Raw genomic sequence first — 25,804 nt, 5'->3', positions numbered from 1 at the left:
ACTTATAGATATGAAGTTTTCATGAAGGTCATAAGACCAAAATTTCATAAACCGTAATAATAGCATCTTGTTTTGAGTAAAAAGTAGAATATTAATAATGTATTACTATACTATTAGTATATAACAGAGGAGGATAAAATGGCAGTATCAGCAGATCTATATAGATCATTTTTAGGAGTTGGGTTGTATTTGTCATTTTCTCGCGCTGCAAAAGAGCTAGGTGTTTCGCAGTCCGCAATTAGTCAAAGTATCAAACAATTAGAAGGCGAATTAAAAATGCCTTTATTTGTGCGCACTACTAAATCGGTAGCATTTACGCCAGAAGGCAAGGAATTATTCGATACAGTAGCCAAAGCATTTTCCATTCTAGATAATGGGATTACGCAATTACAAGAACGGGTGAATCAAGCTTACGAAAGCTTGAATATTGCTGCTACAGATACACTGTGTCGTCATTTCTTGTTGCCCTATTTTCATAAATGGCAATTGCAAGAAAATCAAATTGGCTTGCATATCATAAACAGACCGTCCCCAGATTGTGTGGAAATGGTCATTAATAAAGAAGTGCAGTTAGCTGTAGTTAATGACTACGAAGGTTTGCGTAGCAATACACAATTAGAAGTTACTACCTTGGCGAGCATCCAAGATATTTTTGTGGGCGGTCATGAATATAAAGGGGCAGGCTTCTTTGACCAAGGCCGCTTGCTAAGTGAGCCTATGTTGTTACTACAAAAGGGAACAGCTAGCCGTACTTTCTTTGATGAAGTAACGCATGGTGCTTGTAGTAAACCGCGTTTTGAATTGAGTAGTGTAGACGTTCTCCTCGATCTTGTGGAAATTAACATGGGAATCGCTATGTTGCCAAGTAATGTGGTGCAAGAAAAAATGCAAGAAGGTACTGTCGTAAAAATTGATACAGATATTCCTGTGCCAACGCGAGATATCGTACTTGTTCGGTCGCGTCTCGTTCCACAATCCGAAGGCGCTGCTAGATTTACAAATTTATTGACTAATCGTGAAGATAAACGAGACAAAGTTTTATAAATATGAATTACAAACACACTTTATTCTTTTTTTCAATAAAGTGTGTTTTTTTGTTGACCCTAAGCGTTGATTTACGTTAAAATTTAAAGATAGTTATGCGGAGGTAAAACGAAATGGAATTATTAAAACAACGCATTCGTGAAGAAGGTATTGTCTTAAACAATCGTGTATTAAAAGTTGATGGTTTTTTGAATCACCAAATCGATCCACAATTATTTAAAGCTATTGGTAAAGAAATTGCTGACCGCTATCGTGATGCTGGTGTTCAACGTATTGTTACCATTGAAGCATCTGGTATTGCCTTGGCATTGATGGCTGCTCTTGAACTAGATGTGCCATTAGTATTTGCTCGTAAGAAAAAATCTATTCTTATGGTCGATGATGTGTATCATTCTGTTGTATATTCTTATACAAAAGAAGAAAATTATGACATTACAATTTCTAAAAAATTCTTGCCAGCAGGCGAAAAAGTTTTAATTATTGATGACTTCTTGGCCTCTGGTGAAGCAGCTATGGGGCTTGCTAAACTTGTAAAAGATGCAGGCGATGAAGTGGTTGGTATGGCAATTGCTATTGAAAAGTCTTTCCAACCAGGTCGTGAACGCTTAGAAAATGCTGGTTTCCGTGTTGAATCCTTAGTGCGCATCAAAGAATTTAAAGATAATAAATGTGTTTTTATAGAGGACTAGTCCTATAGTTTTTTGCGGAGAGAGGTAGAAATAATGAACGTAAAAGCTGAGAAATTTGATGTACTAGTAGCGGACATTGAAAAATCTGGCAATAAATGGTTTACAAAGGATGTTATTGAAGGCGATGAATACAATACGGTTGTATACCATGGTCGTTTAGAAATTCATGGTAATTCTTTACCTGTTTTTATCGTGTTGGATGATTCTGTATTCTCCTATATTCGTGTTGCAGTTACAACAACGAGCATTACAGATGCAGCCATTAAAAAAGTATTGCCTAAATTGAATGAGCTTAACCAACAATTTAAAGTGACAAAATACTATGTAAATGATGAAGATAGCAATATTTACACTGATATTTCTGTGCCATCTACAGCTGAAACATTTGAACCCGCAGTATTGGTTAATCTTATGTTAGAGGTTATTAAACCGCACTTAGATGAAGTTCATCCAGAAATTTTGAAAATTGTAGGACAAGCAAAATAAGAGGTTAGTATGAATCCTAAAGCATTAGCCTTTGATAAATTCATGAAGGCAGAAGAAGTAACGGCTTTTGAGCGTAAAGATTTTGATGATGAAGACGGTACAGTCGTATATCGATCCTATATTAAATCACCGCTTTGGGATATGCCGATGTTCGTGATCTTAGATAATAGTATTTACAGTGTTATCCGTTTGGTGCTTGGCCCTGAAAAGGTAACAGCACAGAATATGGCGGCCATTAATGCATTGATCAATCGTGAGAATGCAATGTATAAAAACTATAAATTCTATATTGATGAACAAGATTCTACATTGTATTTAGATTGCGTCTACATGTGTGCTAATGATGAGTTTATACCAGAGTTGATGTATGCTTTAATGACGTCGATTGTGGATTATATTCCTGAGGCCGTTGGCGATTTAAAAGCTGCTTTTGAAAGCAATGTACAATAAAATATGATATTCCTTATAAGATAGTATATCGTGTGAATAGGGAATAGAATACAAGGGACTTCCATACCTATGTGTGGAAGTCTTTTTTTATCAATGTACATTCGTACATAATAATTATTATTCGTATCATACTGTGCAATCTTTAATATAAGTATTGTATAGTTCGGAATATAACGAACAATTATAAAAACTAATATAATTATTATTCGAAAAATGATTGACCGATACAAATTGGTCTGATACAATTTAGATACAGATAAGGAGGCGTTATCATGAAGAGACATATGAACTTAACATCCGTTACTATTATGACTATTTCTGCTAACGCTATCAGTGTGTAAACTCGGCCTTTTTAGGTCGAGTTTTTTTATTAAGGAGGAACAATGAAGGTTGGCATTATCATGGGCAGTAAATCTGACCTAGACACGATGAAAAAAGCATCTGCTATATTAGATGAATTCAATATTCCTTATGAAATGGTGATCGCTTCTGCGCATCGTACACCAGAGGCTGTTAAGTCCTTTGTGGAGCGTCTAGAAGCAGAAGGAGCAATCGCTTTTATCGCAGGTGCAGGCGCTGCAGCCCATCTACCTGGAGTGGTGGCAAGTTTTACAACCGTACCTGTTATCGGTATTCCTCTTAATGCAACCGCATTAAAGGGCATTGATTCCCTCTTGGCAATCGTACAAATGCCGTCTGGTATGCCAGTAGCAACAATGGCCGTAGATGGTGCAAAAAATGCTGCATTATTTGCAGTACAAATCGGTGCTACTTTCAACAAGGAACTAAAAGAAAAATATGTTGCCTATCGCAAAGATATGGCTGACAAGGTTTTAGCAGATAATGCTGCATTACAAGCAGAATTAAATAAATAATTATTACATAGGAGGATTACTATCATGGCTAATATCGATTTGGAAAAATTAACACTTTTATACGAAGGCAAAGCAAAACAAGTGTATCAAACAGATGACAAGGAAACATATATTGTTCACTACAAAGATGATGCCACTGCATTTAATGGTGAAAAACATGATACTATCCTTGGTAAAGGCGTATTGAATAATAAAATTTCCTCATTCTTCTTTGAATTATTGAAAAAAGAAGGCGTTCCAACACATTTCGTTCGTCGTGAAGATGACCGTAACCAAACAGTATTGACGTTGAACATTGTTCCTCTAGAAGTTATCGTTCGTAATATTGCTGCTGGTTCTATGGCTAAACGTTTTGGCATTGAAGAAGGTACGCCTCTTAAACATCCAATTCTTGAATTCTGCTACAAAAATGATGAACTTGGCGATCCATTTGCCAACGAATCTCAAATCACAGCTCTTGGCTGGGCTACGCAAGAACAATTGGATAGAATTTCCGAAATTACTATGAAGGTTAACGATATCCTTAAAAACTTCTTGGCTACTAAGAATGTAACATTAGTCGATTTTAAACTTGAATTTGGTACACATAATGGAGAAGTATTGCTTGGTGACGAAATTTCTCCTGATACATGCCGTTTCTGGGATGCAACAACAGGTGAAAAACTCGATAAAGACCGTTTCCGTCGCGACCTTGGCAATATCGAAGAAGCTTATAAAGAAATGTTATTCCGCTTAACGGGCGAACGTGCATAACCTGGGGGTTATTGATGAACTACGATCCAATTTTTGACAAATGGCATGAAGAATGTGGCGTCTTTGGTGTGTTTGACCGCACTGTTGACGTTGCACGATATGTATACTGGGGATTGTTTGCCCTTCAACACCGCGGTCAAGAAAGTGCAGGTATCGCTATTACCGATGGTAATGAAGTGGCTCTAAAAAAAGGTATGGGTTTATTGACTGAGGCTATCAAGGAATTACCAACATTAAAAAGCCATATGGGGACTGGTCATGTTCGGTATTCTACAACTGGCTCTAATAACCCACGTAATATTCAACCTCTTGTAATCCATTATCAAGGTGGCCAAATTGCAGTGGCTCATAATGGCAATTTGACGAATGCTCTAGGCATCCGTCGTCAACTTGAAGCAGATGGTTCCATTTTTCAAACAACTATGGATTCAGAGGTTATCGTAAACTTAATCGCTCGTTCTAAGGCTGATACGCAAGAGGAACGCATTGCTGATGCGGCACGTCAAATCGAAGGGGCCTTTTCCTTGGTTATTACAACTAATGACTCTCTCGTTGGGGTTCGCGATCCTCAAGGCTTTAGACCTCTTTGCTTAGGTAAGACTGAACATGGCTATGTGTTATCTAGTGAAAGCTGTGCTTTTGATGCTATAAAGGCTGAATTTATTCGCGATATTGACCCAGGTGAGATGGTTATTATCGATGATCGTGGTGTGCGCAGCACAATCTATGCAGAACCTCAAAAAATTGATAAAAAACTTTGTGTCTTTGAATATATTTATTTTGCGCGCTCCGATAGTAAAATTGATGGACAATCTGTATATGAAACACGACTCAATATGGGACGTGAACTATATAATGAAACTAAATATGATGCAGATATCGTCATGTCTATTCCAGACTCTGGCACGACGGCTGCTCTTGGATATGCTTGTGCGTCGGGCATCCCTTTTGCAGAAGGTTTGATTAAAAATCGATACAGTGGACGTACATTTATCAAACCTAATCAAGAAGAACGGGAACTAGCTGTGCGTATGAAGCTAAATGCTATGCCAGAGGTTGTAGGCGGTAAACGTATTGTATTAATCGATGACTCTATCGTGCGTGGTACCACAAGTGGCCTTATCGTTAAGATGTTAAAAGAGGCAGGCGCTAAGGAAATCTATATGTGTGTTAGCTCGCCGGCTATCGAATATTCTTGTCACTATGGTATTGATACATCGGTTCGTAAAGAATTGATTGCGGCCACACATACAATTGAAGAAATTAGAGATTATATTAAGGCAGATAAATTGCATTATCTATCAAAAGAAGGCTTGTGCCGAGCTATTAGCGGCGTGCCAGAAGCGGATTTATGTTTCGCTTGTTTCAATGGCGATTACAGGGTAGATGTGCCTACAGAACAAGAGGAAGGGGTCAAATATGTGCTCGAATAAAACAGGATTAACCTATCGTGATGCAGGTGTAGATATCGATGCCGGTAATAAAGCCGTAGAGTTGATGAAAGAATCCGTAAAAAGAACATACACAGCAGGTGTTGTAGGTGATTTAGGTGGCTTTGGTGGCCTATACTCCTTAGCAGGTCATTCCATGGAAGAACCAATGCTCGTATCTGGCACAGACGGTGTTGGCACAAAATTGCGCCTCGCTATCATGATGGATAAACATGATACGATTGGACAAGACTGTGTTGCCATGAGTGTAAATGATATTCTTGTGCAAGGGGCAACGCCTCTGTTCTTCTTAGACTATGTAGCGGTTGGTAAACTTGATCCCGTACAAGTCGCTGATATCGTACGCGGCGTCGCTAATGCTTGTGAAGAATCAGGTTGTGCTCTCCTTGGTGGGGAAACAGCTGAGATGGCTGGTTTCTATGGTGAAGGTGACTATGATGTGGCAGGTTTTGCCGTAGGTATTGTAGATCGTCCTAAACTGATTACAGGTGAACATATTAAATCTGGTGATGTCATTCTTGGTTTGCCATCCTCCGGTGTTCATTCCAATGGGTTCTCCTTGGTTCGTAAAATCGTTTTCGACCATAAGGGTTTCTCTATAGATCAAGACATTCCAGAATTTGGTAAAACCCTTGGCGAAGAACTATTAACACCAACACGCTTGTATCCTAAAGCTGTATTACCGTTGATTAAAGAAAACTATATCAAAGGTATGGTTCATATCACAGGCGGTGGTTTCTATGAAAACATTCCTCGCGTACTACCAAATGGCGTAACTGCTGAGGTAGATTGTGATACATGGCCACGCCTTCCTGTGTTTACAAAATTGCAAGAATGGGGCAATGTGGATTGGCATGAAATGTACCGTACGTTTAACATGGGTATCGGTATGATTCTCATCGTCGATGCCGATGATGTAGATACGGTGAAAGCTAATCTTGAAAGCCGAAATGAAGCTGTATATGAAATTGGTCGTATCGTTGCAGGCGAAGGTCCTGTTGTCGTAAAAGGGGCGGTATTTAATGACTAATTCCGTATCTAAAAAGCGTCTTGCTCTATTTGCCAGTGGTAGAGGCTCAAATGGCGAAGCCTTGTACAAGGCGATGCAAGAGGGGCTTATCAATGGAGAGTTTGTCGTTATTATCACAGACCATGCAGATGCAGGTATTGTAGAACGCTCTAAAGGATGGGGCATTCCACTTATTGCTATTGAACGTAATCAATTTGATTCAAAGCAAGCCTTTGAACAAGCTCAATTGGATGTTCTTGAGCCGTATTGTGTTGATGGTATTGTGTTGGCAGGTTACATGCGTATTGTAGGGACCGGCCTTATTGCTCGCTATGAGCATAAGATTTTAAATATTCATCCTGCTCTATTGCCATCCTTTCCAGGGCTTCATGGTCATCAACAGGCTATCGATGCGGGTGTAAAAGTAACAGGTTGTACCGTTCACTTTGTAGATGCTGGTATGGATACAGGACCTATCATCATGCAAAATACGGTTCCTGTATATCCAGATGATACAGAGGATACCTTATCCGAACGATTATTACCCGTAGAACATGCAACATATCGTGAAGCACTTCGCTTGTTCTGTGAAGATGTATTACGTATAGAAGGACGCATTGTACATTATATTTAGGAGGAACGATGATTCAAAACGCATTACTTAGTGTTTCTGATAAAACAGGTATTGTCGACTTTGCCAAAGGTCTTGTAGACTTAGGGGTGACCATCTATTCTACAGGTGGCACGTTGAAAGCTATTTCTGATGCAGGCGTTCCTGCAAAGGCTGTAGAATCTCTTACCGGTTTTCCTGAAATGATGGATGGTCGTGTAAAGACGTTACATCCAAAGGTACATGGTGGCATCTTAGCGATTCGTGATAATGCAAAGCATCAAGCCGCTATGGAAGAACACGGTATTTTACCAATCGATTTAGTGGTTGTAAATTTATATCCTTTCCGCGAAACGATTGCAAAACCAAATGTTTCATTAGAAGATGCTATTGAAAATATAGATATTGGGGGCCCGACTATGGTGCGTTCTGCGGCTAAAAATAATGCATATGTAGGCATTGTGGTTAACCCTGATCACTATGATGAAATTCTAGAAATGCTTAAAACGAATGGCGCGTTGACCCAAGACTATCGTTTTGCACTCGCTAAAGAAGCATTTGCTCATACTGCAGCATATGATACGGCGATTGCTAATTATATGAGTGGTGTTATTGGAGAAGGCCCTACACCTCCTGAATATTTAAGTGCTTATGAAAAGGTTATGGACCTTCGTTATGGCGAAAATCCTCATCAAAAGGCAGCTTTTTATAAAGAAATTGGCAAGGCTCACGGCATGGGGGCATTAAAACAACTACACGGTAAGGAATTATCCTATAACAATATCGTCGATATGGAAGCTGCGTGGAATATGGTGTGGGAATTTACTAATCCTGCTGCTTGCATTATTAAGCATACGAATCCTTGTGGTGCTGCAACGGCAGCAACATTACACGATGCGTATATCAATGCCTATGAAGCCGATTCTGTATCCGCCTTTGGTGGCATCGTTGCGTTAAATCGCGAAGTTGATGTGGCCACTGCCGAAGAAATGAGCAAGATTTTCTTAGAAGTTATCATGGCGCCAGCTTTCACAAAGGAAGCTCTAGATATTTTGGAAGCGAAGAAAAATATTCGTCTCATCGAGTTATCTAAGCCTGAATCTGGCCAAGTAACTGTGAAAAAGGTGTCTGGCGGTATGCTCGTACAAACGGAAGATGACATCGTAGAAGACCGTGCTAATTATAAGGTTGTTACAAAGGCGCAACCTACAGAAGAACAATGGAAAGCTCTTGAATTTGCATGGAAGCTTGTAAAGCATGTAAAGTCCAATGCTATCTTAATTTCTAACGAGAAACGAACACTAGGTGTTGGTGCCGGTCAAATGAATCGCGTTGGATCGGCTAAAATTGCCCTTGAACAAGCTGGAGAGGCTGCAAAAGGGGCTGTTCTTGCATCTGATGCGTTCTTCCCATTTGGCGATACCGTAGAAACAGCGGCTAAACATGGTATAGCTGCTATTATCCAACCAGGTGGTTCTATCCGTGATGAAGAATCCATTAAGGCTGCTGATGAAGCAGGTATTGCGATGGTATTTACAGGCATTCGTCATTTTAAACATTAGAGGTAACTATGAAGGTTTGCGTAATCGGTAATGGCGGCCGCGAACACGCTATAGCGTGGCGTTTATCCATCAGTCCGAGTGTAGAAAAGGTGTATGCCGTTCCTGGCAGTGCAGCTATGAAAAATTGTGCTGAACTAGTAGGCATTGATTGGTCTCATACGGATCATCTTATCCGTTTTTTGAAAGATAATAAGGTGGACCTTGTTGTTGTAGGTCCTGAAGCGCCTCTTGTGGCAGGTCTTGCAGATGCGTTGCATGAAGCAGGAATCCCTGTGTTTGGGCCTTCTAAGGCGGCTGCTCAATTGGAAGGTTCTAAGGTCTTTGCTAAAGATCTGATGAAAAAATATAATATCCCTACAGCTGCTTACGGTGTATTCTCCAATGTAGATGAAGCAAAACAATTCATCGCCAAAACAGGGGCCCCTATTGTGGTGAAAGCAGATGGCCTAGCAGCTGGCAAGGGTGTTGTAGTGGCAATGACTGTTGAAGAAGCTAATGCAGCAGTTGATGACATGCTAAGCGGAAATCGCTTTGGCGAGGCTGGTAGTACCGTTGTTATTGAGGAATTCATGGCAGGTGAAGAAGCGAGCCTTCTTGCCTTTGTAGATGGTAAGACCGTAGTTCCTATGATTGCGTCTCAAGATCATAAACGTATCTTTGATGGTGATAAGGGTCCTAATACAGGCGGTATGGGAACCTATGCACCAGCACCTGTGCTAACTGATGCATTGCGCGATGAAGCCATGAAGACCATTTTAGAGCCTATGGTAGCAGCCATGGCAAAGGAAGGTATGCCATATGTGGGCTGTCTTTATGCAGGCCTTATGATTACTAGTGAAGGCCCTAAGGTCGTGGAATTTAATGCTCGCTTTGGCGATCCAGAGACACAAGTGGTATTACCATTGTTGGAAGGTGATTTAGGACAAATTATGATGGCCTGTGCTACAGGTACATTACAACCTAATATGGTGAAATGGAAAGATTCTTCTGCTGCCTGTGTCATTCTCGCTTCAAAAGGCTATCCCGAAACCTCGTCTAAAGGCGATGTCATCTTAGGTGAACTTGTACAGTATGATACATCCATCATTTTTCATTCTGGTACGAAGTTAGAAGGTGACCATTATGTCACGAATGGTGGTCGTGTTCTTGGTGTTGTGGGACTGGGTAAGGATTTGCGAACCGCTTTAGACCGTGCCTATGAGCGTGTTGATCATATTACATTTAAGGGCATGCAATATCGTAAGGATATTGGTGCAAAAGCTTTCAAATAATACATAATCCCCTATACTATATGCATATGCATACGGTGTAGGGGATTTTTATTGCCTATAATTTAGTATGTACCCGTGATATAATAATATCGATATACATAGAAACACCAATGTAGATGACATTTGGTGATGTAATAGAGTCTGTTTTCTTTGTAATAGCGATATACCATTATGATTTATAATAAAGAACCGTTACAACTGAATAGTCCTGTAGCCTTTTGGCTTAATTTCCCCAATGAGGAACGTGTTTTTTGGGTGGACCGGCAAAGTAATCGTATTGTTGTAGGCGCTAAACGTCTAGCCACAGTTAAAGATGATGAGGACCGCCATAATTATGCGTATGTATTTTATGGGGATACTTTTTTTGACACATCAAAGGATCCTAAGTGGTTGGGAATGGGGCATGAAATGATTGCGTTCACCCATTACTACATCGTAGAAAATGGAGAAGCCTTTTATTTGCATGCTGGTGAAAGTGTTAGCATCGAAGATATAGAAGTGCCTCATATTCGTCATGATTTCCGTGAAACTAGTGATGATAAAGGCGATTGGGACCGCTTGATGAATGCCATTTCAGATGGAATCGGCCGTGGAGAGATGACAAAGGTGGTCGCATCCCGTGAGGTGCAATTCACAAGTGATACACCGTTTAATGTGGCGAGTATCTTGGCCAATTTGGTTGAAAATAATCCGAACTGTTTCATCTTTGGCTATGAGAAGGATGGGCGCACCTTTGTGGGGGCCTCTCCTGAAATTTTGGTGCGTCATCGTGGTAGCGAAATTCTTAGCTATGCACTGGCTGGAACCGCGCCAAAGGATGGCCCTGATGCGTGGACTAAGGAACAGTTGCTAAGTGATAAGAAAAATCTCTTTGAACATAATATCGTCCGTGACCGTATCGTGAACACGATGAAGCAAATCACTCCAGACGTTACGGTGGGGGAAACTGGTATTATGGAGCTAGCTCATCTCTATCATTTACGTACCATTATTACTGCAAAAGATAGCACAAAATCTCTCGTAGAATGGGCAAAATTACTACATCCAACACCGGCTCTTGGTGGTGAACCACGAGAGAAGGCGATGGCTCTCTTAGAAACATACGAAGCTCATGAGCGCGGTATGTACGCTGCACCATTTGGTTTTATGAAGGATATGGGGGATGGCATTGTTGTCGTTGCCATTCGTTCCGCTTTGATTATGGATAATATTCTCTATGCCTATGCAGGATGTGGTGTGGTTGCCGATTCTGATGCGGATGAAGAATATATAGAGACTAATAATAAAATGCGTACTATTCTAGATGCATTGTAAATGGTAAAGATTTAGTGCGAAAAAATATGATGAGGAATATATCCTCATCTATATTACGGAGAAATTACATGAATGAATATATCGCCGCCTTGGTGGATGAATTCGCCCGATTAGGCATCACATATGCCGTGTTTAGCCCTGGTTCGCGCTCTACAACAATGGCCATGCTATTTAGGGAACACGGTGCTTTTGAAACCTATATGAATATTGACGAAAGGTCCGCAGGATTTATGGCCTTAGGCATCGCAAAGGCCCATAGAAAGCCTGTAATTCTCGTGTGCACGTCGGGCTCAGCGGTAGCACATTATATGCCGGCTGTACTAGAAGCACAATATAGCGGTGTACCCTTGATTATTTTATCCGCAGATAGGCCTCACACATTGCAACATGTAGGGGCTCCACAAACGGTAGATCAACAAAAAATATTTGGTACAGCTGTTAATTATTACGAGGAATTGGCAGTACCACAACAGGAGCATTACTATACATATCCGCGCCTAGTAGCTCGTAAGGCTTATATGAAGTCTATGGATGTGAAAAGGGGACCGGTGCATATTAATGTACCGCTCTTTGAGCCATTGGTACCGGAGTTAGATGGGAGACATTTTGAATGTGGCAGACAACCATTTTCTGTTGTTCCGGCTGCTATTCAGCCAGGTGATGTATGCACTATCTATGACCTCCTTGCGAATAAAAAAGTGCTTATCTTAGCGGGGCCAAGTACGAATCTTGAGGATACCGATGCCATTCTTGGTCTATCTAATATATTCCATGCGCCAATATTAGGTGATCCATTGTCCAATATGCGTCGTGTTTATGATGAACGAGTCATTACATCTTATGATGCATTGCTTTCACAAGAGGTGTATCGAGATACATTGCGACCAGATTGCATGTTACAAATTGGTCAGATGGTCGTATCTAAGCGCGTTCAGCAGTGGGTGGCATCCATGCAACATATCCCAATTATATCTGTTAGCTCTACAATGGACTATACAAACCCTGCAGGAAACACGACCCTCTTTGTACAATCGACACCACAAGGTTTGGTTGATGCACTGAATATGGAGATTTCTGAGCTTCATGTAATGGCAAATGAGGTCCATGCAGAAGTCGCTGATGAGGAACTCAATACAGTTGATAATGGCTATTTGGCTACGTGGATTGATGCAGACGGTGTAGGCCGTAAACAACTCGATACAGTAGCTAGGGAACAAGAGCTATTTGAAGGATATACGATTCATCTATTACAAGAATTGTTGCCGAAGAATAGCCAACTTGTGGTTGCCAATAGTATGAGTATTCGAGATATGGATTATTTCTGGTCTGGTAATCGTCACAGTGCTATTATCTATGGTAACCGTGGCGTTAACGGTATTGATGGTACCGTTTCTACCGCCCTTGGCATCGCCACAAATGGCATGCCTACCGTATTGCTTACGGGGGACTTGACCTTCTTTCACGATTTGAATGGCCTCGCCGTGGCGAAAACGCACCCATTAAATGTAACCATCATTGTTCACAATAATGATGGGGGTGGCATTTTTGAATATTTGCCGCAAAAGGGAACGCCGCATTTTGATTACTTATTTAGTACCGCACAAGGCCTAGACTATAGTGGCCTTGCGACCCTATATGGTATCGACTTTGTACGTGTGTCGAGCAATGATGAGTTGAAAAATGCGTTACAAAACTATGTAGGAACAGCAGGTGTTCACGTTATTGAAATCCCCACATCTAAAGAACGAAGTCGGGAATTACATGCGCTATATACGAAGATTCCTACAAACAAGGAGGACCGACTATGAGCCAATATGCTTGCAGTATTATAGATAACTCCCTATACAATCCAGCACTTCGCATGTATGTCGATCTTGGTGAGTATCGATATGGGGTGACGCTAGCTGGCGCCGGTAAACCTCTTGTGTGTTTACATGGTTTTTCTGAGTCTGGTTATACCTGGGATGGCATCGTTGTGCCAGGATATCAACTTATCCGTATCGATACGATTGGACATGGAGATTCGGATATTCCAGAGGATGAGACTGCCTTTTCTATTCCTACTATGCTCAACGATTTGCATACGGTGATTTCTGCCGTGGCTGGTGAAAGCTATTCTCTCATGGGATACTCCATGGGGGCACGATTAGCTTTACTATATGCTCTTGAGTATAGTTCTGAAATTGAAAACCTCATCTTAGAAAGTGGTTCTGTTGGCATTGAATCAGAGGTAGAGCGACAAGCGCGTAAAGCTGCTGATGAACAATTAGCACTAGCTATAGAAGATAATGATGGAGAGTGGTTTGCTACTAAATGGGCTAACATTTCTATTTTTGAAAGTCAACATCAGCTTTCACCAGTTGTACAAGATAAGTTGTTTCAACGTCGGTCTCATAATAGTCCTTATGCATTAGCGGCTACATTGCGTGGCTCGGGGCAAGGTGTAATGCCCTATGTGGGTCATCGCTTACAAGAATTATCCATGCCATCTTTATATATTAGTGGCGCACTAGATACAAAATATACTACAATAGGAGAAGAACTGTTTAGTAATATACCAAACTGTGAACATGTCATCGTCAATGGGGCGGGACATAATGTACATTTAGAAAAGCCAGGCCCATTTATGACGGCCTTAGCAGATTTTTTATATAAGGAAAGGTAATATCCATGAGCAAATTTGATTGGAAAGTATTGGATCGTAATTATGAAGATGTAATTTACGAAACCTATAATGGTATTGCAAAAATCACGATTAATCGCCCAGAAGTGCGAAACGCATTTCGCCCTAAAACCGTAATTGAGCTTATTGATGCATTCACAATTGCTCGCGACGATGCAGAAATCGGCGTTATTATCTTGACTGGTGCTAACCACGGCCAAGGTGAAGATAAAGAGGCATTCTGCTCTGGCGGTGACCAACGTGTGCGCGGCAATGGTGGTTATGTAGGCGATGACAATATTCCTCGTCTTAACGTACTTGACTTGCAACATTTAATCCGCATCATTCCAAAACCTGTTATCGCTATGGTAAATGGTTTTGCCATCGGTGGTGGACATGTATTGCACATCGTATGCGACCTTACCATCGCTTCTGAAAATGCAAAATTCGGTCAAACAGGTCCTCGCGTAGGTTCCTTCGATGCTGGTTATGGTGCTGGCTACTTAGCACGCATGATTGGTCACAAACGCGCTCGTGAAGTATGGTTCCTTTGCCGTCAATACACGGCTGCACAAGCTTATGAAATGGGCATGGTTAACTGCGTGGTACCATTCGACAAATTGGAAGAAGAAACAGTTCAATGGTGTAATGAAATTTTGGCATTGTCCCCAATGGCATTGCGCATGTTAAAAGCATCCTTCAACGCCGATACAGACGGTCTTGCAGGTTTACAACAATTTGCAGGCGATGCAACATTGATGTACTATACAACAGATGAAGCTAAAGAAGGCCGTGATGCGTTCAAAGAAAAACGCAAACCAGACTTCAAACAATTCCCTAAATTCCCTTAATCGGAATATGGTTATTAGTCCTTATGTATGGACCTGAATCCTTTACATGATAAGCAGTGCGCCTCTATATGAGGCGCCTTTCTTATACGTATATGTTTTATAGTATTATGGCTAGCTAAGAGGTGAGATGATGGAATGGTTACGATATGGAAAACAGTACTATCCGAATCGTATATGTATGAATAATTACACATATCAGGATATATATAGTGCTGTTGTGAACGTGGCGACGCGATTACAAACACTGTCAGATACACGTATCGCTATAGTGTCGGATAACTCCGTAACAATGGCCGTTTATCTCTTGGCAGCCATGCTAGTCCGCAAAGAGGTACTCTTATTAAATGTTCATCTTACAGCGGGCGAAATAGAAAAACAGTTATGTGAGCTGCATATTACAACCGTGTTACGTAGTGCTAAGCGATGTGGCCAAGTACCTAAATCGGTAACGTCTATGGAGTTCGAATCTATGGAGTCTATGTTGCATAATGGGGAAAAGGATATCTTTGATTGGATTGTTAATGATAATGATATAGCAGCTATCATGAATACCAGTGCTACAACGGGGCAGTTTAAATCAGTGCCGCTTCGTTGGGGTCAAATTAAAGCGCATGTACAAGCATCACAAGAGGTGCTTGGTAGGTCTGAACAGGACAATTGGCTCATGGTATTGCCCTTATTTCATGTGAGTGGCTTATCTATTTTGATGCGATCACTCTACAATGGAACCGCAATGACAATCATGGAATCCTATGACGAAGAACAAGTGCTGCAATATATTCATGATGGTCGCATCAATATGATGTCTTTAGTACCTACCATCTTAAAAAATTTGGAACCTCGCATTACACACCATCAATTGCGTGTCATCTTATTGGGCGGTGAGTTTATACCGCGGCCTCTAGTTGATGCATGTGTGGCAAAACAACTTCCGATTTATAAAACATATGGCATGACAGAAACCTTTAGTCAAAGCGTGACCATGCCTGTATTATCAAATCTAAATAAACTCGATTCGGTAGGTAAACCCTTGCCGAGGATGACCGTACATATCGTAAATCCTGATGTCGATGGGGTCGGGGAAATCCATTTGAATGGGCCCATGGTTATGAGTGGTTATATCAATCGCGAGCCGATTCATGGCGATTTTAATACCGATGATATGGGTTATGTCGATGAAGATGGGTTTTTATACATCTTAAATCGCCGTACAGATTTGATTATTTCTGGAGGCGAGAATATCTATCCGAAGGAAATTGAAGATACTGTGTATGCTATGCAAGGTGTGAAGGAATGTGCGGTTATTCCTGTAGCCGATACGAAATGGGGGCAGGTGCCCGCACTATTTGTTGCTTTTGATGATATAGATGCATTAGGTACCGATTTGAAAATGATCGTACGAGGCTATCTTTCTAGTAAGCTAGCCAAATACAAGGTGCCTAAATACATTACAATTATGGATGCATTGCCACGTAATGGGACAGGTAAGATTATGCGTAAGTCGTTGGCCTCCCATCTCGACATGACTGCGTCAAATGGAGGTTCTTATGAATGATGTATTGAACTTTAAATCCATAACGACGTATCGTGTGGCTTTGCCGTTAAAGTTTGAATTTAAAACGGCTAAGGGTACTGTTCGTGTTCGTGAAAGTATCATCGTTCGTATCGAGGATCAACAAGGCTATGTTGGATACGGGGAATGTGTCGCTTTCACAGACCCTTTTTATACGGCGGAAACTGTTGATTCCGCATGGAAACAATTGGTAGATACCTATATTCTAGAGTTGCGCTTGATGCGGCCAAAACCATTAATGGCCTATATTCGGCAGTTACAATTTTGGTTAAAGCGCGATAATATGCCCATGACGATAGCAGGCCTTGAAAATGCTTTAATTAATCTAGATTGCAACCGAAAAGGCGTGAATTCTGTGTCGTATATCATGGGGCAGTCTTTAGAATCAACTATTTCCAATGGCATCGTCATTGGTGACGTGTCCATGGATGAACTATTAGGTATCGTGGAACAGCATGTAGCCAATGGTTGTAAACGAATTAAACTCAAGGTATCGCCTCGTGATGGTTATGAACGGACACGACTTGTGCATGATGCTTATCCAGCTCTAGCCTTAGCTGTTGATGCTAATCAAAGTTATACCTATGACCAGCTGGATATGGTGGCTGCCTATAATGATTTGAATTTACTATGCATAGAGGAACCCTTTAGCATGACGAATTTGACTACCTATAAAACGTGGAAGGAATCGTTGCCTAATTGGCCTATTACGACCTCTATTTGTTTAGATGAGTCGATTTTATCCTATGATGACTTATCTTATGCAATCGAGTATAGATTAATCGATGTACTCAATGTGAAAGTAGGTCGTCTTGGGGGCTTAATACAGACGCGAGCCGCTATTTTACGATGCCGCGAAGCAGGTATTCTCTATTGGATTGGTAGCATGGTTGAATCAGGAATCTCAAAGATATTATATGTTCAACTTGCTGCCTTAGGTGATACCTATATGGCAGGGGATTTATCTGATTCTAGTCGCTATTTTGAACATGACCTTATCAATCCAGCAATTTTATTTACCGATGGGTCCATGCAGGTGCCTAATGGTGCTGGTCTTGGCGTTGATGTATTGGATAATCGTATTGAAGAATATACAGTGGAGAAACGAACACTATGACAATGATAGACGCATTACAAATCGATTGTGTAGAGCTAACTGGACCTACCAGTGGGCAAGGGGTGATGCATTTAACTAGTTATCATGCGCAGCCACAAGGCTATCTCAATGGCGGAGCTACCTTGGCCTTTGGTGAAATTTTATCAGGGATGCTCAGCAATCAACTGATTCGAGATGATCAATTTGCTGTAGGACAATCGGTAACCGCAAATCACATGCGCCCTATGAAAGCAGAAGGCGATTTGATTGCTAAAGGACAGCTACTCTTACAAGGGAAAACATCTCATGTGTGGCGCTTTGATATGTATGATGAAAGCCATCGCTTGATATCTCAGGTTACCGTAACCTGTGCGATAGTACCTAAAAATCGATAAGAAAAAAAGACCTCTTTTTGTAAGCTGATACGGAAAAGAGGTAGATGATAGCAAAATTCGACTTTGGCCCTGCGAAGCCCGAAGGGCGTAAACAGACCCGGCCGGTGGAGAATTTTGCTATCATCTACTTCTACAAACGTATTTACTACGAAAGAGGTCTTTATTTTCTTGTGATTTTATAGAGTGCTTCGATATCTGGGATATCATAGATAGCCCAAGTTCCGTCACCGATGTGCTTCATAAGTACTCGGATGGGAGCTATTTGGTTTGTTTTTGTATTGTGAATCGTTACGGTTACTGTGGCGGTATCGCCATCATCTTCAGAGGTAATGTTCTTGATTTCCAAATGGCGTTGTTTAAATAATTCACCGCGTTGGATGCGATCTATCATAGAAAACGTATTGGATGTATCTTCGCTTTCAACATCTGAATCACTACTATTTTGCGATTTGAAACTATCTGGATCCTCTACATATTTACGAATTACATCATCAAGAAGGGCTGGTCCAAATGTTTTTGTTGCTGCCACAGCGGCCTTGCCTAATGGTGAGGATGTATCCACATAGGTGTTGCCTTCGCGGGTAACGATATTTTTAACCAATGATGTTGTATCGATGTGCTCCAATACCGTGTCCGCATCTTTGTTTTCAACGGCTTCACGGATAGTTTGGAACGTATAGACTGGTGTATGAGGAATATACCATAAGAAATACCACATAGCGCTCAGTGCAGCTATGATGGCAATAATGATTGCTATTGTTAATGTTTTTGATCTCATAATGTTGCTCCGATGTATATAATACATATATTTTAACACATAAATTTCTCCTTCTCTACAGTTGTCAGCGCTTTAGATTATAGGTATAATAAAGTGTATTCATTTTATATTCATCATTAAAGTGAATGTGTAAGAGAGGAGTTAGAAATGAAAGACAAATTAATACTAAAAGCTCTGGTTTGCAGTGCTTTTATGTGCAGTCTAAGTGTGGGAACGATGGCTGCAGATGTGAGTACTGACGTAAAAGCTGGGGATACTGAACAAAGTAGCTGGATGGATCGTACTGATGTTGGTATTGGGGTTCAAGGTAGTCAGAGTGATACATATCATGATGCAAAAATAAATCCAGTACCGTATACCAGAAACTCTAATTCATATTATCGTAGCACTCATAGTGCTAAAAATAAGGTTAAACCTGTACAATATTTTATAGAAACGATACAACCTATTAAGTATTACGGAAAAAATGACTCATCCGTTTTATTTGTGCAAGGTCGTTTAGATGCAAATGGCGGCGAAAAGATTTCTACTCATGCTTATTGGAATGGTGGTGGGGGATCAGAACATGACAATCAGGCAAATAGCCAGAATGACTATGTTGATAAAGGTGAAACAGTTCAGCATGATTCTCTTGGCCTATTAGGAAGTATTGGCGTTGGGTATCGTCGACTTAGTAAGCATGAACATGCCTATATAGGTGCGAATACATTTTTGGATTATGCATTTAAAAACAAATTATCTCGTGCCAGTATTGGTTTAGAATACGTTGCTGGCTTGAATAAAATCAGTACCAATGTATATTATGGATTGTCTACAAAAAAGACAGAGCCATATTATTTTAATGATTCGCTTATAATAGTTCCGAGACAAGATGAATTTCATGATCCAAATGATGGGCATCCAACTGGTTTTACCAAGATACGATATGCTTATGAGCATGTACTAGATGGCTATAACCTCCGATATACACGTGACTTTAAGAATGCGCGATGGGTTTCTACATATGTAGATGTATATCATTGGAAAACGAAGATCCCTAGCGAACATCCAACTAGTATGTATTATATTAATCAACATAAGTGGCAATCTATAAATGGTTTGAAGTTCGGGGCTATATTAAATGTTACGCCTCATATTTCTTTAGATTTTGGTTTTAATAAAAATAATATTAGTTCTGGTGACCCTTATGTATCTATTATGTATACATTAGGTCAGTCTAAGTATGCGTACTTTGGTGGTAAACATAGCGAAGACACATTGACTACAGCACGTTCCGAGATGCTCGATAAAGTAAAACGTCATGAAATGGCTGTTGAATACTATTGGGAGCAAAATTATCGAGATACACCGTGGGATGTTTTATAAATAGTATAATAGTTATGTAGTCTCTATAATAAACAATTCCATATAATTATATTTTAATTGGCGCTTAGTTTTCTTAAAGAATACTAGGTGCCAATTTTATTTCTATAAATTTTGGTTTAATCTGGAGTATATTCAAGTATACTGAATATAAATGATTAATATATACGATTTTTGATGTATAATTCATATTTCTATATATTTTGGAAAAATTCATTTAAAAATTAGAAAAAAGTACTTGCATTATATGAGTGGCTCATGTTAATATATACGAGTAGTCAACGAGAGTTGATACGCGGCCCCGTGGTGTAGCGGTTAACATGTCGCCCTGTCACGGCGAAGATCGTCAGTTCAAATCTGATCGGGGTCGCCATTTTTTTTTACAAAAAACATGCCTCGGTAGCTCAGTCGGTAGAGCAACGGACTGAAAATCCGTGTGTCGACAGTTCGATTCTGTCCTGAGGCACCATTTTTGTATTCCACGCGGTTGTGGTGGAATGGCAGACACGCCATCTTGAGGGGGTGGTGAGCGTACGCTCGTGAGGGTTCAAGTCCCTCCAACCGCACCATTTCTACAAGCTAATTAATAGATGGTAACGAATTGTATTAAACAATAACGGACATAGAATTTATATAGCTATTTGGAAAGGGAAGATGTAATAAATCGTAACGCATTGTAACGATAATTTGCCCCTTTTCTGCCCCTAAAAAAATAAATATTTGCCCCTTTTATATGAGGGTTATAATAGGCTACTGCATATGATGCGGTGGTTTTTTTGTTTGTAAAAATCAAAATAAACAGTTGTTTTTGGTACACAATATAGGGTATAAAGGGTGTAAGAAGGTGAAACCCTTGAAAAGGAAGAAAATAAAAAAGTGGCTACCGTTAATAACCGCGTTTATCCAACTTGAAATAGCGATAATACAGTTATTAAATCAGTAACCACAAACCACAGGGGCTCGAAAGAGCTCCAATCTTTCTTAGTATTATACCAATGGAGAGCATATGATTTCAAGATTAACTTTAATAATTAGTATTATTGCCCTTATATTATCGGTTTATAATTTATTAGTAATATTAGGGCTACTGAAATGAAATTAGAGGATGTAATGACAACACAAGAAGCTGCAGAACGATGGAATGTTACGGCTGATGCATTGAAACAGAATTGTAGAGGCCGTGTAAAGAATGGATTTAAAGAAGGCGAGTTTAGAAAGTCTGGGAAAATGTGGCTTGTAACCCGTCAAGGCATGGAACGGCTATATGGGAAAGAAGCATAAATAAAGATTTGTCTTTTCATCGTTTCTTCATGTATGATTAATGAAAGGGTTATAAACTAAATCTAACAAAGGTTGTGATGTTAAGGAGGCAAATATTATGAAAGGAAAAGGACAACAAAGTACTATCTATGATGTTGCAAAATACATAATTGATAACTTTGGACCAATGTCAGCAATGAAGCTACAGAAGTTAGCTTTCTATTCGCAAGCAATGGCATTAGTGTGGGATGATGTACCTATCTTTGAAGATGACTTTGAAGCATGGCCAAAAGGTCCTGTTTGTAGAAATCTATTTCAAACACATAAAGGTATGTTCATGATTGAGGGTTCAGAGTTCTTAGAAAGTTATGAACCAGATATTAATAGAATCAGTGATGATCATAAAGCTACTATAGATGCAGTTTGTAATAGCCTTAAAGATGTATCTGGATATGATTTGAGCCAAATGACACATTCAGAAGCACCTTGGTTAGATGCCAGAGGTGGACTGCCAGCTAGTGCACATTGTGATACTATTATTACCAAAGAAGCCATGGAAGAGTATTACCAAGGGAATTGGTAATATGGCAAATAAAAAAGGTAGAGCAACAATAAAGAGGTCTGAAAAACCACTATCTAATAGGCGTAACTTTGATACAGAGTTATTTAAATGGTCTTTTAAATCATATTACAGTGAACATGAATGCTGGTGTAGATTAGCTGGGAATGATGTTATTACTAATATTATTCATAAGTTAGAGGACTATTCTACACAAACATGGTCTGAAGTAAAATCTGCATCTGGTGGAAAAAGTGAAGGTAATGGGAGTAATAGCCACTATATTCCAGCTATTAAATTGCCAAAAGATTATCAAGAGAAATATATCAAAGATGGGTATATGAGAAATTTTGAACAAGTATTCTCGTTACGATTAACTGCAAAAAAGAGATTAGTTGGATATGTATCAAATGGAACGTTCTTTCCGCTATGGTATGATAATGATCATTCAGTATTTCCAGTTAATCATAAGAGGTAACAAAAGCAAAAGCCACTGCATATCATAATGCGGTGGCTCTTTTTATCGTGAAAGCTTAGTGGAACAAAATTGTGACAATGAATTTTAGTAGCGGAAAATTCCGCCACCAAATTTTACCAAGAAACTACACATCAAAATCGTGGGAAAGATTATAAAGCATACCTTATGAACCGAGATGGCTTTTCACTCCTTGCCATGGGATTTACAGGCAAGAAAACATTACAATAGAAATTAAAATACATTGAGGCTTTCAACGAAATGGAAAAGACATTAAAACAAGGCTATTTAGAAGAGTCTGTAAACCAAAGTGATATACATTGTAAGACCTATAATGGTGTACCTATCATAACCATTGGTGATTTTGCAGAAATAGTAAAAAGAAGTAGAACAAGTATTCTATGGCATTTAAAGGATAAAGGTCAACATATTTGATAGTACAGGGGATTTAGAAAAAGTGGTTAATACTTGCATTCAATAAAAGAAAAATAACGGTTGCCCCTTTTTGAAATGTAGAGTTTAAATAATGTAGTAATGATGCGGAGTATTGAGTATAAACTCTCAATCCGCACCAAATATAAGGATCTACAGTTCGCTGTAGGTCCTTTTTCTATATCTGGATTAGCAGAGTTTTATGGGAGAGAGATATGATTAAAAAAAGTATTGCCTTATGCATGCTTTCACTAGCATTGTCTAGTCAATCTAGTTTGGCTGTATCAGTTGAAAATCAAAGTCAGACGGTAAGTGTTGGAATAAAAAGTAATATAAAATCTGAAGATTCTTTAACATCGGAGTCTGTTGAGGTAATTCCTGGAGCTTTTAAAAGTGTTAGGAAGAGTAATTCAAAATATCCAAGAGAGCTTTCAGATGAAGAAATTAAGTTGTTAAAAGTACAAAGCCAGAAACGATCTAAACAGCGATTAGTAGAATTACAAAAGTCAGATATGAAGGTGGAGTATCAAATTTTTGATCCCCTTTATAATGATCGGGATGAAAAGGCACTCAAACAAATCATACGTTACAATACTTTGGAAACAAATAAGCAAGGTATTGGATATGGTAATCGAGATAAACCATTACGTATCGTAAGCCCTTATATGAGAAAAAATGGACACGGGGAAATTAAATTAACGCATCCAGTTAATATTCCATCCTACAGAACGCGTGCAGATAAGAATAAAGCATATGATAAAGAATTTAAAGCCTTTCTAGAAAAGAATAAAGGGAAATCTTATGATTTATATACACCTAGAACTAAAGAGGAGATAAAAGAATCAATAGAGGCGTTTTTTAAGCCCATAGAGTTAATTGAGTATCCTATTAATAATCCAAAGGATTATAAGCGAGTTGCGGCCATTCCAGGGTTTCCTAAACAAATACCTAGCTTTGCAAAGAATATTCATCTACATAGTAATCCTGCATTCTTGCAAGGCGGTTCATATGTACAACTAGCTTTTGGTGGCACACCAGATCAATTGAAGCCTTACATTGATGAGGCACGGACTGATTCTAAAGTTGTTATTTCGAAATCTGATCTATCCAATGTCTATGTAAAAAACTATGTTGATTCAAAGATGGAATATGCAGATACTTTGAAAACATTAATGCCTACATCGATAGTTGTTGTAAAAAATACAACAGTAGCTATGGGCAAATATGTACAAAATCGAGTGGATAATCCTATTGAGAAATCTGTTGATGAAATATATGAATTAGAGAATCAAGTATTGACTGAGTTTAATAAGATTAAAATTGATGGTGAAAGTAGCGATGCTAAGTATAAGCGTTATATAGAAACTCGAAAGAGAGTAGAGGCTGAGCGAGATATATTAAAACCTAAACAGATGGATATGGTAAGTTTAGATAAGAAGGAATATCCTATTTATACAGAGTCGGAGAATCGAAAACTACAGAAACAATATTTACATAGATTGTCTTTTAATGAAGACTCGGTAAAATTACCTGATGATTACGTAATATATTTATTTGATTTTGGTGGTAATTGGAATCATCCGTATGCACTGGGGGCAGCAGTGAGCCCTGAGAGAAATTATATTATTTATTTCTGTCAGCAAGGTTAATTGTAGGTTTTATATTGTAATTAGCTGATTTAATCTCTTTATAAATAGCAATTATTAAACTAAAAATAAATTATTGACATAAAATATTTTAAAATATAAAATAATTGTAGACATACTGGCGTGTCAAAAAGGGATTAGAGAGTTTAGCCAGATACAATATGATATAGTTCGAGAGATCTATATACAAATTAAGACATGTTACGAGAGAGACGAGAGAAGAGTAACATGTCTTTTTTGTATACCTAAAAACAGATAATAGCTCGTTTTATATAGTATAATTACAGCTTTTTATACTACGGCTGATAAATAAATATAGTAAAAAATAAATAAAATATGGATGCTACAAGAAATTCGTGCAGAAATTGCTGCATTAAAAGCAAGTATGACAAAATAATATAATTAGAGTTATAGACAGACACCTCCTTATGTATTACAATGTAATACATAAGGAGGTGCTTTGTATGTCAAATATTTCTGTTAGACTTAATGAACAAGAAGAAAATCTATTTAAAACCTATGCAGAATTTATGGATGAAACATTGTCTACACTATTTAAAAAAGCTTTACTAGAAAAAATTGAAAATGACTTTGATCTTAGAGTAGGCCAAGAAGCTCTGAAAGAATATAAGCAGGATCCTGTTACATATTCTGTAGCGGAAATGCGTGCAAAGTATGGTTTATAAGCTAGAGTTTAGTAAACGGTTTGACCGACAATTTTCAAAGTTGGATAAGTCAACACAACGTTATATTTTTAATTGGCTGATAAAACATTTGGATAATGTAGAAAATCCACGATATTCTGGTAAATCGTTGACTGGTAATAAACAAGGATTGTGGCGGTATAGAATTGGTAACTATAGAGTTATTGCTGATATTAGTGATACGAATTGTGTAATTATAGCGGTAGAAGTAGGTCATCGGAAATTTATTTATAAGTAGAGGTCATAATAATGAAATACTTACGTCGTGAATTAAACCAAGTAGAAAAGGAATATCTCAAACAATTTGGTGAAGATTCTTTAAATCGTGTTATCCTTCATGACCCAAATACAAAGGATAAACAAGAGGTTCAAGATACGATTGATATTTTGAAAGAAGCGATAGCCAAAAATAAACCTCTGGAACAAGTGCCAGAGGATATGTGGAATCTTATTGAATTCTAATGTAAAAGACACATTGCAAATCATTGCAATGTGTC

The 25,804-nt window shown here is 39.0% G+C and carries 29 protein-coding genes and 3 tRNA genes; 31 read left to right on the top strand and 1 reads right to left on the bottom strand.

Translation table 11 applies throughout. The annotated features are described in order from the left end of the window. The first annotated feature begins 138 nt into the window (after positions 1-138). The 18 genes from O3598_RS04455 (at position 139) to O3598_RS04370 (ending at position 18,091) form a co-directional block, all read left to right on the top strand. Positions 139-1,044 carry a LysR family transcriptional regulator gene (locus O3598_RS04455; RefSeq protein ID WP_005377632.1) on the top strand — a complete coding sequence of 302 codons (906 nt, stop codon included), beginning with the start codon at positions 139-141 and terminating at the stop codon, positions 1,042-1,044. A 113-nt stretch (positions 1,045-1,157) separates the two neighbouring features. After that, complete coding sequence (locus O3598_RS04450; RefSeq protein ID WP_016475979.1) at positions 1,158-1,733, top strand: xanthine phosphoribosyltransferase; 576 nt, start codon at positions 1,158-1,160, stop codon at positions 1,731-1,733. A gap of 33 nt (positions 1,734-1,766) precedes the next feature. Then, positions 1,767-2,219 (top strand): hypothetical protein, encoded by a 453-nt coding sequence (locus O3598_RS04445; protein WP_005377736.1) that lies wholly within the window; start codon positions 1,767-1,769, stop codon positions 2,217-2,219. Positions 2,220-2,228: 9 nt separating this feature from the next. Further along, positions 2,229-2,669 (top strand): hypothetical protein, encoded by a 441-nt coding sequence (locus O3598_RS04440; protein ID WP_005377730.1) that lies wholly within the window; start codon positions 2,229-2,231, stop codon positions 2,667-2,669. Positions 2,670-3,052: 383 nt separating this feature from the next. After that, complete coding sequence (gene purE / locus O3598_RS04435; protein WP_005377732.1) at positions 3,053-3,544, top strand: 5-(carboxyamino)imidazole ribonucleotide mutase; 492 nt, start codon at positions 3,053-3,055, stop codon at positions 3,542-3,544. A 24-nt stretch (positions 3,545-3,568) separates the two neighbouring features. After that, the gene (gene purC / locus O3598_RS04430) at positions 3,569-4,297 is read left to right on the top strand and encodes a phosphoribosylaminoimidazolesuccinocarboxamide synthase (RefSeq protein ID WP_005377738.1); all 729 of its coding nucleotides are present in this window, start codon (positions 3,569-3,571) and stop codon (positions 4,295-4,297) included. Positions 4,298-4,311: 14 nt separating this feature from the next. After that, a complete protein-coding gene (gene purF / locus O3598_RS04425) occupies positions 4,312-5,730 on the top strand; it encodes an amidophosphoribosyltransferase (RefSeq protein ID WP_371451954.1) in 1,419 nt (472 codons plus the stop codon). Then, the gene (purM, locus tag O3598_RS04420; RefSeq protein WP_005380238.1) at positions 5,717-6,778 is read left to right on the top strand and encodes a phosphoribosylformylglycinamidine cyclo-ligase; all 1,062 of its coding nucleotides are present in this window, start codon (positions 5,717-5,719) and stop codon (positions 6,776-6,778) included. The genes purF and purM overlap by 14 nt, the downstream gene beginning before the upstream one ends. Continuing rightward, entirely contained in the window at positions 6,771-7,391 is a 621-nt protein-coding gene (gene purN, locus O3598_RS04415) for a phosphoribosylglycinamide formyltransferase (RefSeq protein WP_371451952.1), read from the top strand. Before purM ends, purN begins: the two co-directional genes overlap by 8 nt. A gap of 8 nt (positions 7,392-7,399) precedes the next feature. After that, a complete protein-coding gene (purH, locus tag O3598_RS04410; RefSeq protein ID WP_316063164.1) occupies positions 7,400-8,929 on the top strand; it encodes a bifunctional phosphoribosylaminoimidazolecarboxamide formyltransferase/IMP cyclohydrolase in 1,530 nt (509 codons plus the stop codon). 8 nt (positions 8,930-8,937) lie between these two features. Further along, on the top strand, positions 8,938-10,200 hold the full coding sequence (gene purD, locus O3598_RS04405) for a phosphoribosylamine--glycine ligase (protein ID WP_311474959.1): 1,263 nt from the start codon (positions 8,938-8,940) through the stop codon (positions 10,198-10,200). Between the two features lie 171 nt (positions 10,201-10,371). After that, positions 10,372-11,514: an isochorismate synthase gene (locus O3598_RS04400; RefSeq protein ID WP_311474960.1), complete on the top strand. Its 1,143-nt coding sequence runs from the start codon at positions 10,372-10,374 to the stop codon at positions 11,512-11,514. Positions 11,515-11,582: 68 nt separating this feature from the next. Next, positions 11,583-13,322: a 2-succinyl-5-enolpyruvyl-6-hydroxy-3-cyclohexene-1-carboxylic-acid synthase gene (gene menD / locus O3598_RS04395; protein WP_371451949.1), complete on the top strand. Its 1,740-nt coding sequence runs from the start codon at positions 11,583-11,585 to the stop codon at positions 13,320-13,322. Next, positions 13,319-14,179 (top strand): 2-succinyl-6-hydroxy-2,4-cyclohexadiene-1-carboxylate synthase, encoded by an 861-nt coding sequence (gene menH / locus O3598_RS04390; protein ID WP_371451947.1) that lies wholly within the window; start codon positions 13,319-13,321, stop codon positions 14,177-14,179. Before menD ends, menH begins: the two co-directional genes overlap by 4 nt. A 5-nt stretch (positions 14,180-14,184) precedes the next feature. Beyond that, positions 14,185-15,027, top strand: a complete 843-nt coding sequence (gene menB / locus O3598_RS04385; protein ID WP_005377688.1) for a 1,4-dihydroxy-2-naphthoyl-CoA synthase — start codon at positions 14,185-14,187, stop codon at positions 15,025-15,027. A 127-nt stretch (positions 15,028-15,154) separates the two neighbouring features. Further along, entirely contained in the window at positions 15,155-16,582 is a 1,428-nt protein-coding gene (gene menE / locus O3598_RS04380) for an o-succinylbenzoate--CoA ligase (RefSeq protein ID WP_371451946.1), read from the top strand. Beyond that, a complete protein-coding gene (menC, locus tag O3598_RS04375) occupies positions 16,575-17,717 on the top strand; it encodes an o-succinylbenzoate synthase (RefSeq protein ID WP_371451944.1) in 1,143 nt (380 codons plus the stop codon). Before menE ends, menC begins: the two co-directional genes overlap by 8 nt. Continuing rightward, positions 17,714-18,091, top strand: a complete 378-nt coding sequence (locus tag O3598_RS04370) for a PaaI family thioesterase (RefSeq protein ID WP_005382168.1) — start codon at positions 17,714-17,716, stop codon at positions 18,089-18,091. Before menC ends, O3598_RS04370 begins: the two co-directional genes overlap by 4 nt. A gap of 160 nt (positions 18,092-18,251) precedes the next feature. On the opposite strand, the gene O3598_RS04365 is transcribed toward O3598_RS04370, so the two are convergent. Continuing rightward, entirely contained in the window at positions 18,252-18,869 is a 618-nt protein-coding gene (locus tag O3598_RS04365) for a DUF2939 domain-containing protein (RefSeq protein WP_371451942.1), read from the bottom strand. A 147-nt stretch (positions 18,870-19,016) separates the two neighbouring features. Here O3598_RS04365 and O3598_RS04360 point away from each other — a divergent pair, with 147 nt between their 5' ends. From O3598_RS04360 to O3598_RS04300, 13 genes are all read left to right on the top strand, one after another. After that, positions 19,017-20,234, top strand: a complete 1,218-nt coding sequence (locus O3598_RS04360) for an inverse autotransporter beta domain-containing protein (RefSeq protein WP_323725955.1) — start codon at positions 19,017-19,019, stop codon at positions 20,232-20,234. Positions 20,235-20,528: 294 nt separating this feature from the next. After that, positions 20,529-20,604, top strand: a tRNA-Asp gene (locus O3598_RS04355). A gap of 20 nt (positions 20,605-20,624) precedes the next feature. After that, positions 20,625-20,700: transfer RNA gene (locus tag O3598_RS04350), tRNA-Phe, on the top strand. Positions 20,701-20,714: 14 nt separating this feature from the next. Further along, positions 20,715-20,800 (top strand) — tRNA-Leu (locus tag O3598_RS04345). A 523-nt stretch (positions 20,801-21,323) separates the two neighbouring features. Further along, positions 21,324-21,512, top strand: coding sequence for a helix-turn-helix domain-containing protein (locus O3598_RS04340; protein WP_295213851.1), 189 nt, complete (start codon positions 21,324-21,326; stop codon positions 21,510-21,512). Between the two features lie 97 nt (positions 21,513-21,609). Next, complete coding sequence (locus O3598_RS04335; RefSeq protein WP_314794970.1) at positions 21,610-22,074, top strand: Panacea domain-containing protein; 465 nt, start codon at positions 21,610-21,612, stop codon at positions 22,072-22,074. Between the two features lies 1 nt (position 22,075). Further along, complete coding sequence (locus O3598_RS04330) at positions 22,076-22,528, top strand: hypothetical protein (RefSeq protein ID WP_314794969.1); 453 nt, start codon at positions 22,076-22,078, stop codon at positions 22,526-22,528. An 81-nt stretch (positions 22,529-22,609) separates the two neighbouring features. Next, on the top strand, positions 22,610-22,756 hold the full coding sequence (locus tag O3598_RS04325) for a Rha family transcriptional regulator (RefSeq protein ID WP_314794971.1): 147 nt from the start codon (positions 22,610-22,612) through the stop codon (positions 22,754-22,756). Positions 22,757-22,786: 30 nt separating this feature from the next. Then, complete coding sequence (locus tag O3598_RS04320; RefSeq protein ID WP_314794968.1) at positions 22,787-22,960, top strand: hypothetical protein; 174 nt, start codon at positions 22,787-22,789, stop codon at positions 22,958-22,960. A 212-nt stretch (positions 22,961-23,172) separates the two neighbouring features. Then, a complete protein-coding gene (locus tag O3598_RS04315) occupies positions 23,173-24,606 on the top strand; it encodes a hypothetical protein (RefSeq protein ID WP_323726078.1) in 1,434 nt (477 codons plus the stop codon). Positions 24,607-25,067: 461 nt separating this feature from the next. Continuing rightward, positions 25,068-25,289 carry a type II toxin-antitoxin system RelB family antitoxin gene (relB, locus tag O3598_RS04310; RefSeq protein WP_287503001.1) on the top strand — a complete coding sequence of 74 codons (222 nt, stop codon included), beginning with the start codon at positions 25,068-25,070 and terminating at the stop codon, positions 25,287-25,289. Beyond that, entirely contained in the window at positions 25,279-25,545 is a 267-nt protein-coding gene (locus tag O3598_RS04305; protein ID WP_016475957.1) for a type II toxin-antitoxin system RelE family toxin, read from the top strand. The genes relB and O3598_RS04305 overlap by 11 nt, the downstream gene beginning before the upstream one ends. A gap of 11 nt (positions 25,546-25,556) precedes the next feature. Beyond that, entirely contained in the window at positions 25,557-25,769 is a 213-nt protein-coding gene (locus tag O3598_RS04300; RefSeq protein WP_009661003.1) for a hypothetical protein, read from the top strand. Positions 25,770-25,804 lie beyond the last annotated feature (35 nt).

Origin of the sequence: Veillonella atypica, assembly GCF_041431435.1 — a bacterium.
Lineage (GTDB): Bacteria > Bacillota > Negativicutes > Veillonellales > Veillonellaceae > Veillonella > Veillonella atypica.
This window is presented reverse-complemented; position numbering and strand designations above follow the sequence as displayed.

What these genes read in the sequence shown, in the direction of transcription:
- O3598_RS04455 (WP_005377632.1), top strand. Translation starts at nt 139, where the DNA reads ATGGCAGTATCAGCAGATCTATATAGATCATTTTTAGGAGTTGGGTTG.
- O3598_RS04450 (WP_016475979.1), top strand. Translation starts at nt 1,158, where the DNA reads ATGGAATTATTAAAACAACGCATTCGTGAAGAAGGTATTGTCTTAAAC.
- O3598_RS04445 (WP_005377736.1), top strand. Translation starts at nt 1,767, where the DNA reads ATGAACGTAAAAGCTGAGAAATTTGATGTACTAGTAGCGGACATTGAA.
- O3598_RS04440 (WP_005377730.1), top strand. Translation starts at nt 2,229, where the DNA reads ATGAATCCTAAAGCATTAGCCTTTGATAAATTCATGAAGGCAGAAGAA.
- purE (WP_005377732.1), top strand. Translation starts at nt 3,053, where the DNA reads ATGAAGGTTGGCATTATCATGGGCAGTAAATCTGACCTAGACACGATG.
- purC (WP_005377738.1), top strand. Translation starts at nt 3,569, where the DNA reads ATGGCTAATATCGATTTGGAAAAATTAACACTTTTATACGAAGGCAAA.
- purF (WP_371451954.1), top strand. Translation starts at nt 4,312, where the DNA reads ATGAACTACGATCCAATTTTTGACAAATGGCATGAAGAATGTGGCGTC.
- purM (WP_005380238.1), top strand. Translation starts at nt 5,717, where the DNA reads ATGTGCTCGAATAAAACAGGATTAACCTATCGTGATGCAGGTGTAGAT.
- purN (WP_371451952.1), top strand. Translation starts at nt 6,771, where the DNA reads ATGACTAATTCCGTATCTAAAAAGCGTCTTGCTCTATTTGCCAGTGGT.
- purH (WP_316063164.1), top strand. Translation starts at nt 7,400, where the DNA reads ATGATTCAAAACGCATTACTTAGTGTTTCTGATAAAACAGGTATTGTC.
- purD (WP_311474959.1), top strand. Translation starts at nt 8,938, where the DNA reads ATGAAGGTTTGCGTAATCGGTAATGGCGGCCGCGAACACGCTATAGCG.
- O3598_RS04400 (WP_311474960.1), top strand. Translation starts at nt 10,372, where the DNA reads ATGATTTATAATAAAGAACCGTTACAACTGAATAGTCCTGTAGCCTTT.
- menD (WP_371451949.1), top strand. Translation starts at nt 11,583, where the DNA reads ATGAATGAATATATCGCCGCCTTGGTGGATGAATTCGCCCGATTAGGC.
- menH (WP_371451947.1), top strand. Translation starts at nt 13,319, where the DNA reads ATGAGCCAATATGCTTGCAGTATTATAGATAACTCCCTATACAATCCA.
- menB (WP_005377688.1), top strand. Translation starts at nt 14,185, where the DNA reads ATGAGCAAATTTGATTGGAAAGTATTGGATCGTAATTATGAAGATGTA.
- menE (WP_371451946.1), top strand. Translation starts at nt 15,155, where the DNA reads ATGATGGAATGGTTACGATATGGAAAACAGTACTATCCGAATCGTATA.
- menC (WP_371451944.1), top strand. Translation starts at nt 16,575, where the DNA reads ATGAATGATGTATTGAACTTTAAATCCATAACGACGTATCGTGTGGCT.
- O3598_RS04370 (WP_005382168.1), top strand. Translation starts at nt 17,714, where the DNA reads ATGACAATGATAGACGCATTACAAATCGATTGTGTAGAGCTAACTGGA.
- O3598_RS04365 (WP_371451942.1), bottom strand. Translation starts at nt 18,869, where the DNA reads ATGAGATCAAAAACATTAACAATAGCAATCATTATTGCCATCATAGCT.
- O3598_RS04360 (WP_323725955.1), top strand. Translation starts at nt 19,017, where the DNA reads ATGAAAGACAAATTAATACTAAAAGCTCTGGTTTGCAGTGCTTTTATG.
- O3598_RS04340 (WP_295213851.1), top strand. Translation starts at nt 21,324, where the DNA reads ATGAAATTAGAGGATGTAATGACAACACAAGAAGCTGCAGAACGATGG.
- O3598_RS04335 (WP_314794970.1), top strand. Translation starts at nt 21,610, where the DNA reads ATGAAAGGAAAAGGACAACAAAGTACTATCTATGATGTTGCAAAATAC.
- O3598_RS04330 (WP_314794969.1), top strand. Translation starts at nt 22,076, where the DNA reads ATGGCAAATAAAAAAGGTAGAGCAACAATAAAGAGGTCTGAAAAACCA.
- O3598_RS04320 (WP_314794968.1), top strand. Translation starts at nt 22,787, where the DNA reads ATGGAAAAGACATTAAAACAAGGCTATTTAGAAGAGTCTGTAAACCAA.
- O3598_RS04315 (WP_323726078.1), top strand. Translation starts at nt 23,173, where the DNA reads ATGATTAAAAAAAGTATTGCCTTATGCATGCTTTCACTAGCATTGTCT.
- relB (WP_287503001.1), top strand. Translation starts at nt 25,068, where the DNA reads ATGTCAAATATTTCTGTTAGACTTAATGAACAAGAAGAAAATCTATTT.
- O3598_RS04305 (WP_016475957.1), top strand. Translation starts at nt 25,279, where the DNA reads ATGGTTTATAAGCTAGAGTTTAGTAAACGGTTTGACCGACAATTTTCA.
- O3598_RS04300 (WP_009661003.1), top strand. Translation starts at nt 25,557, where the DNA reads ATGAAATACTTACGTCGTGAATTAAACCAAGTAGAAAAGGAATATCTC.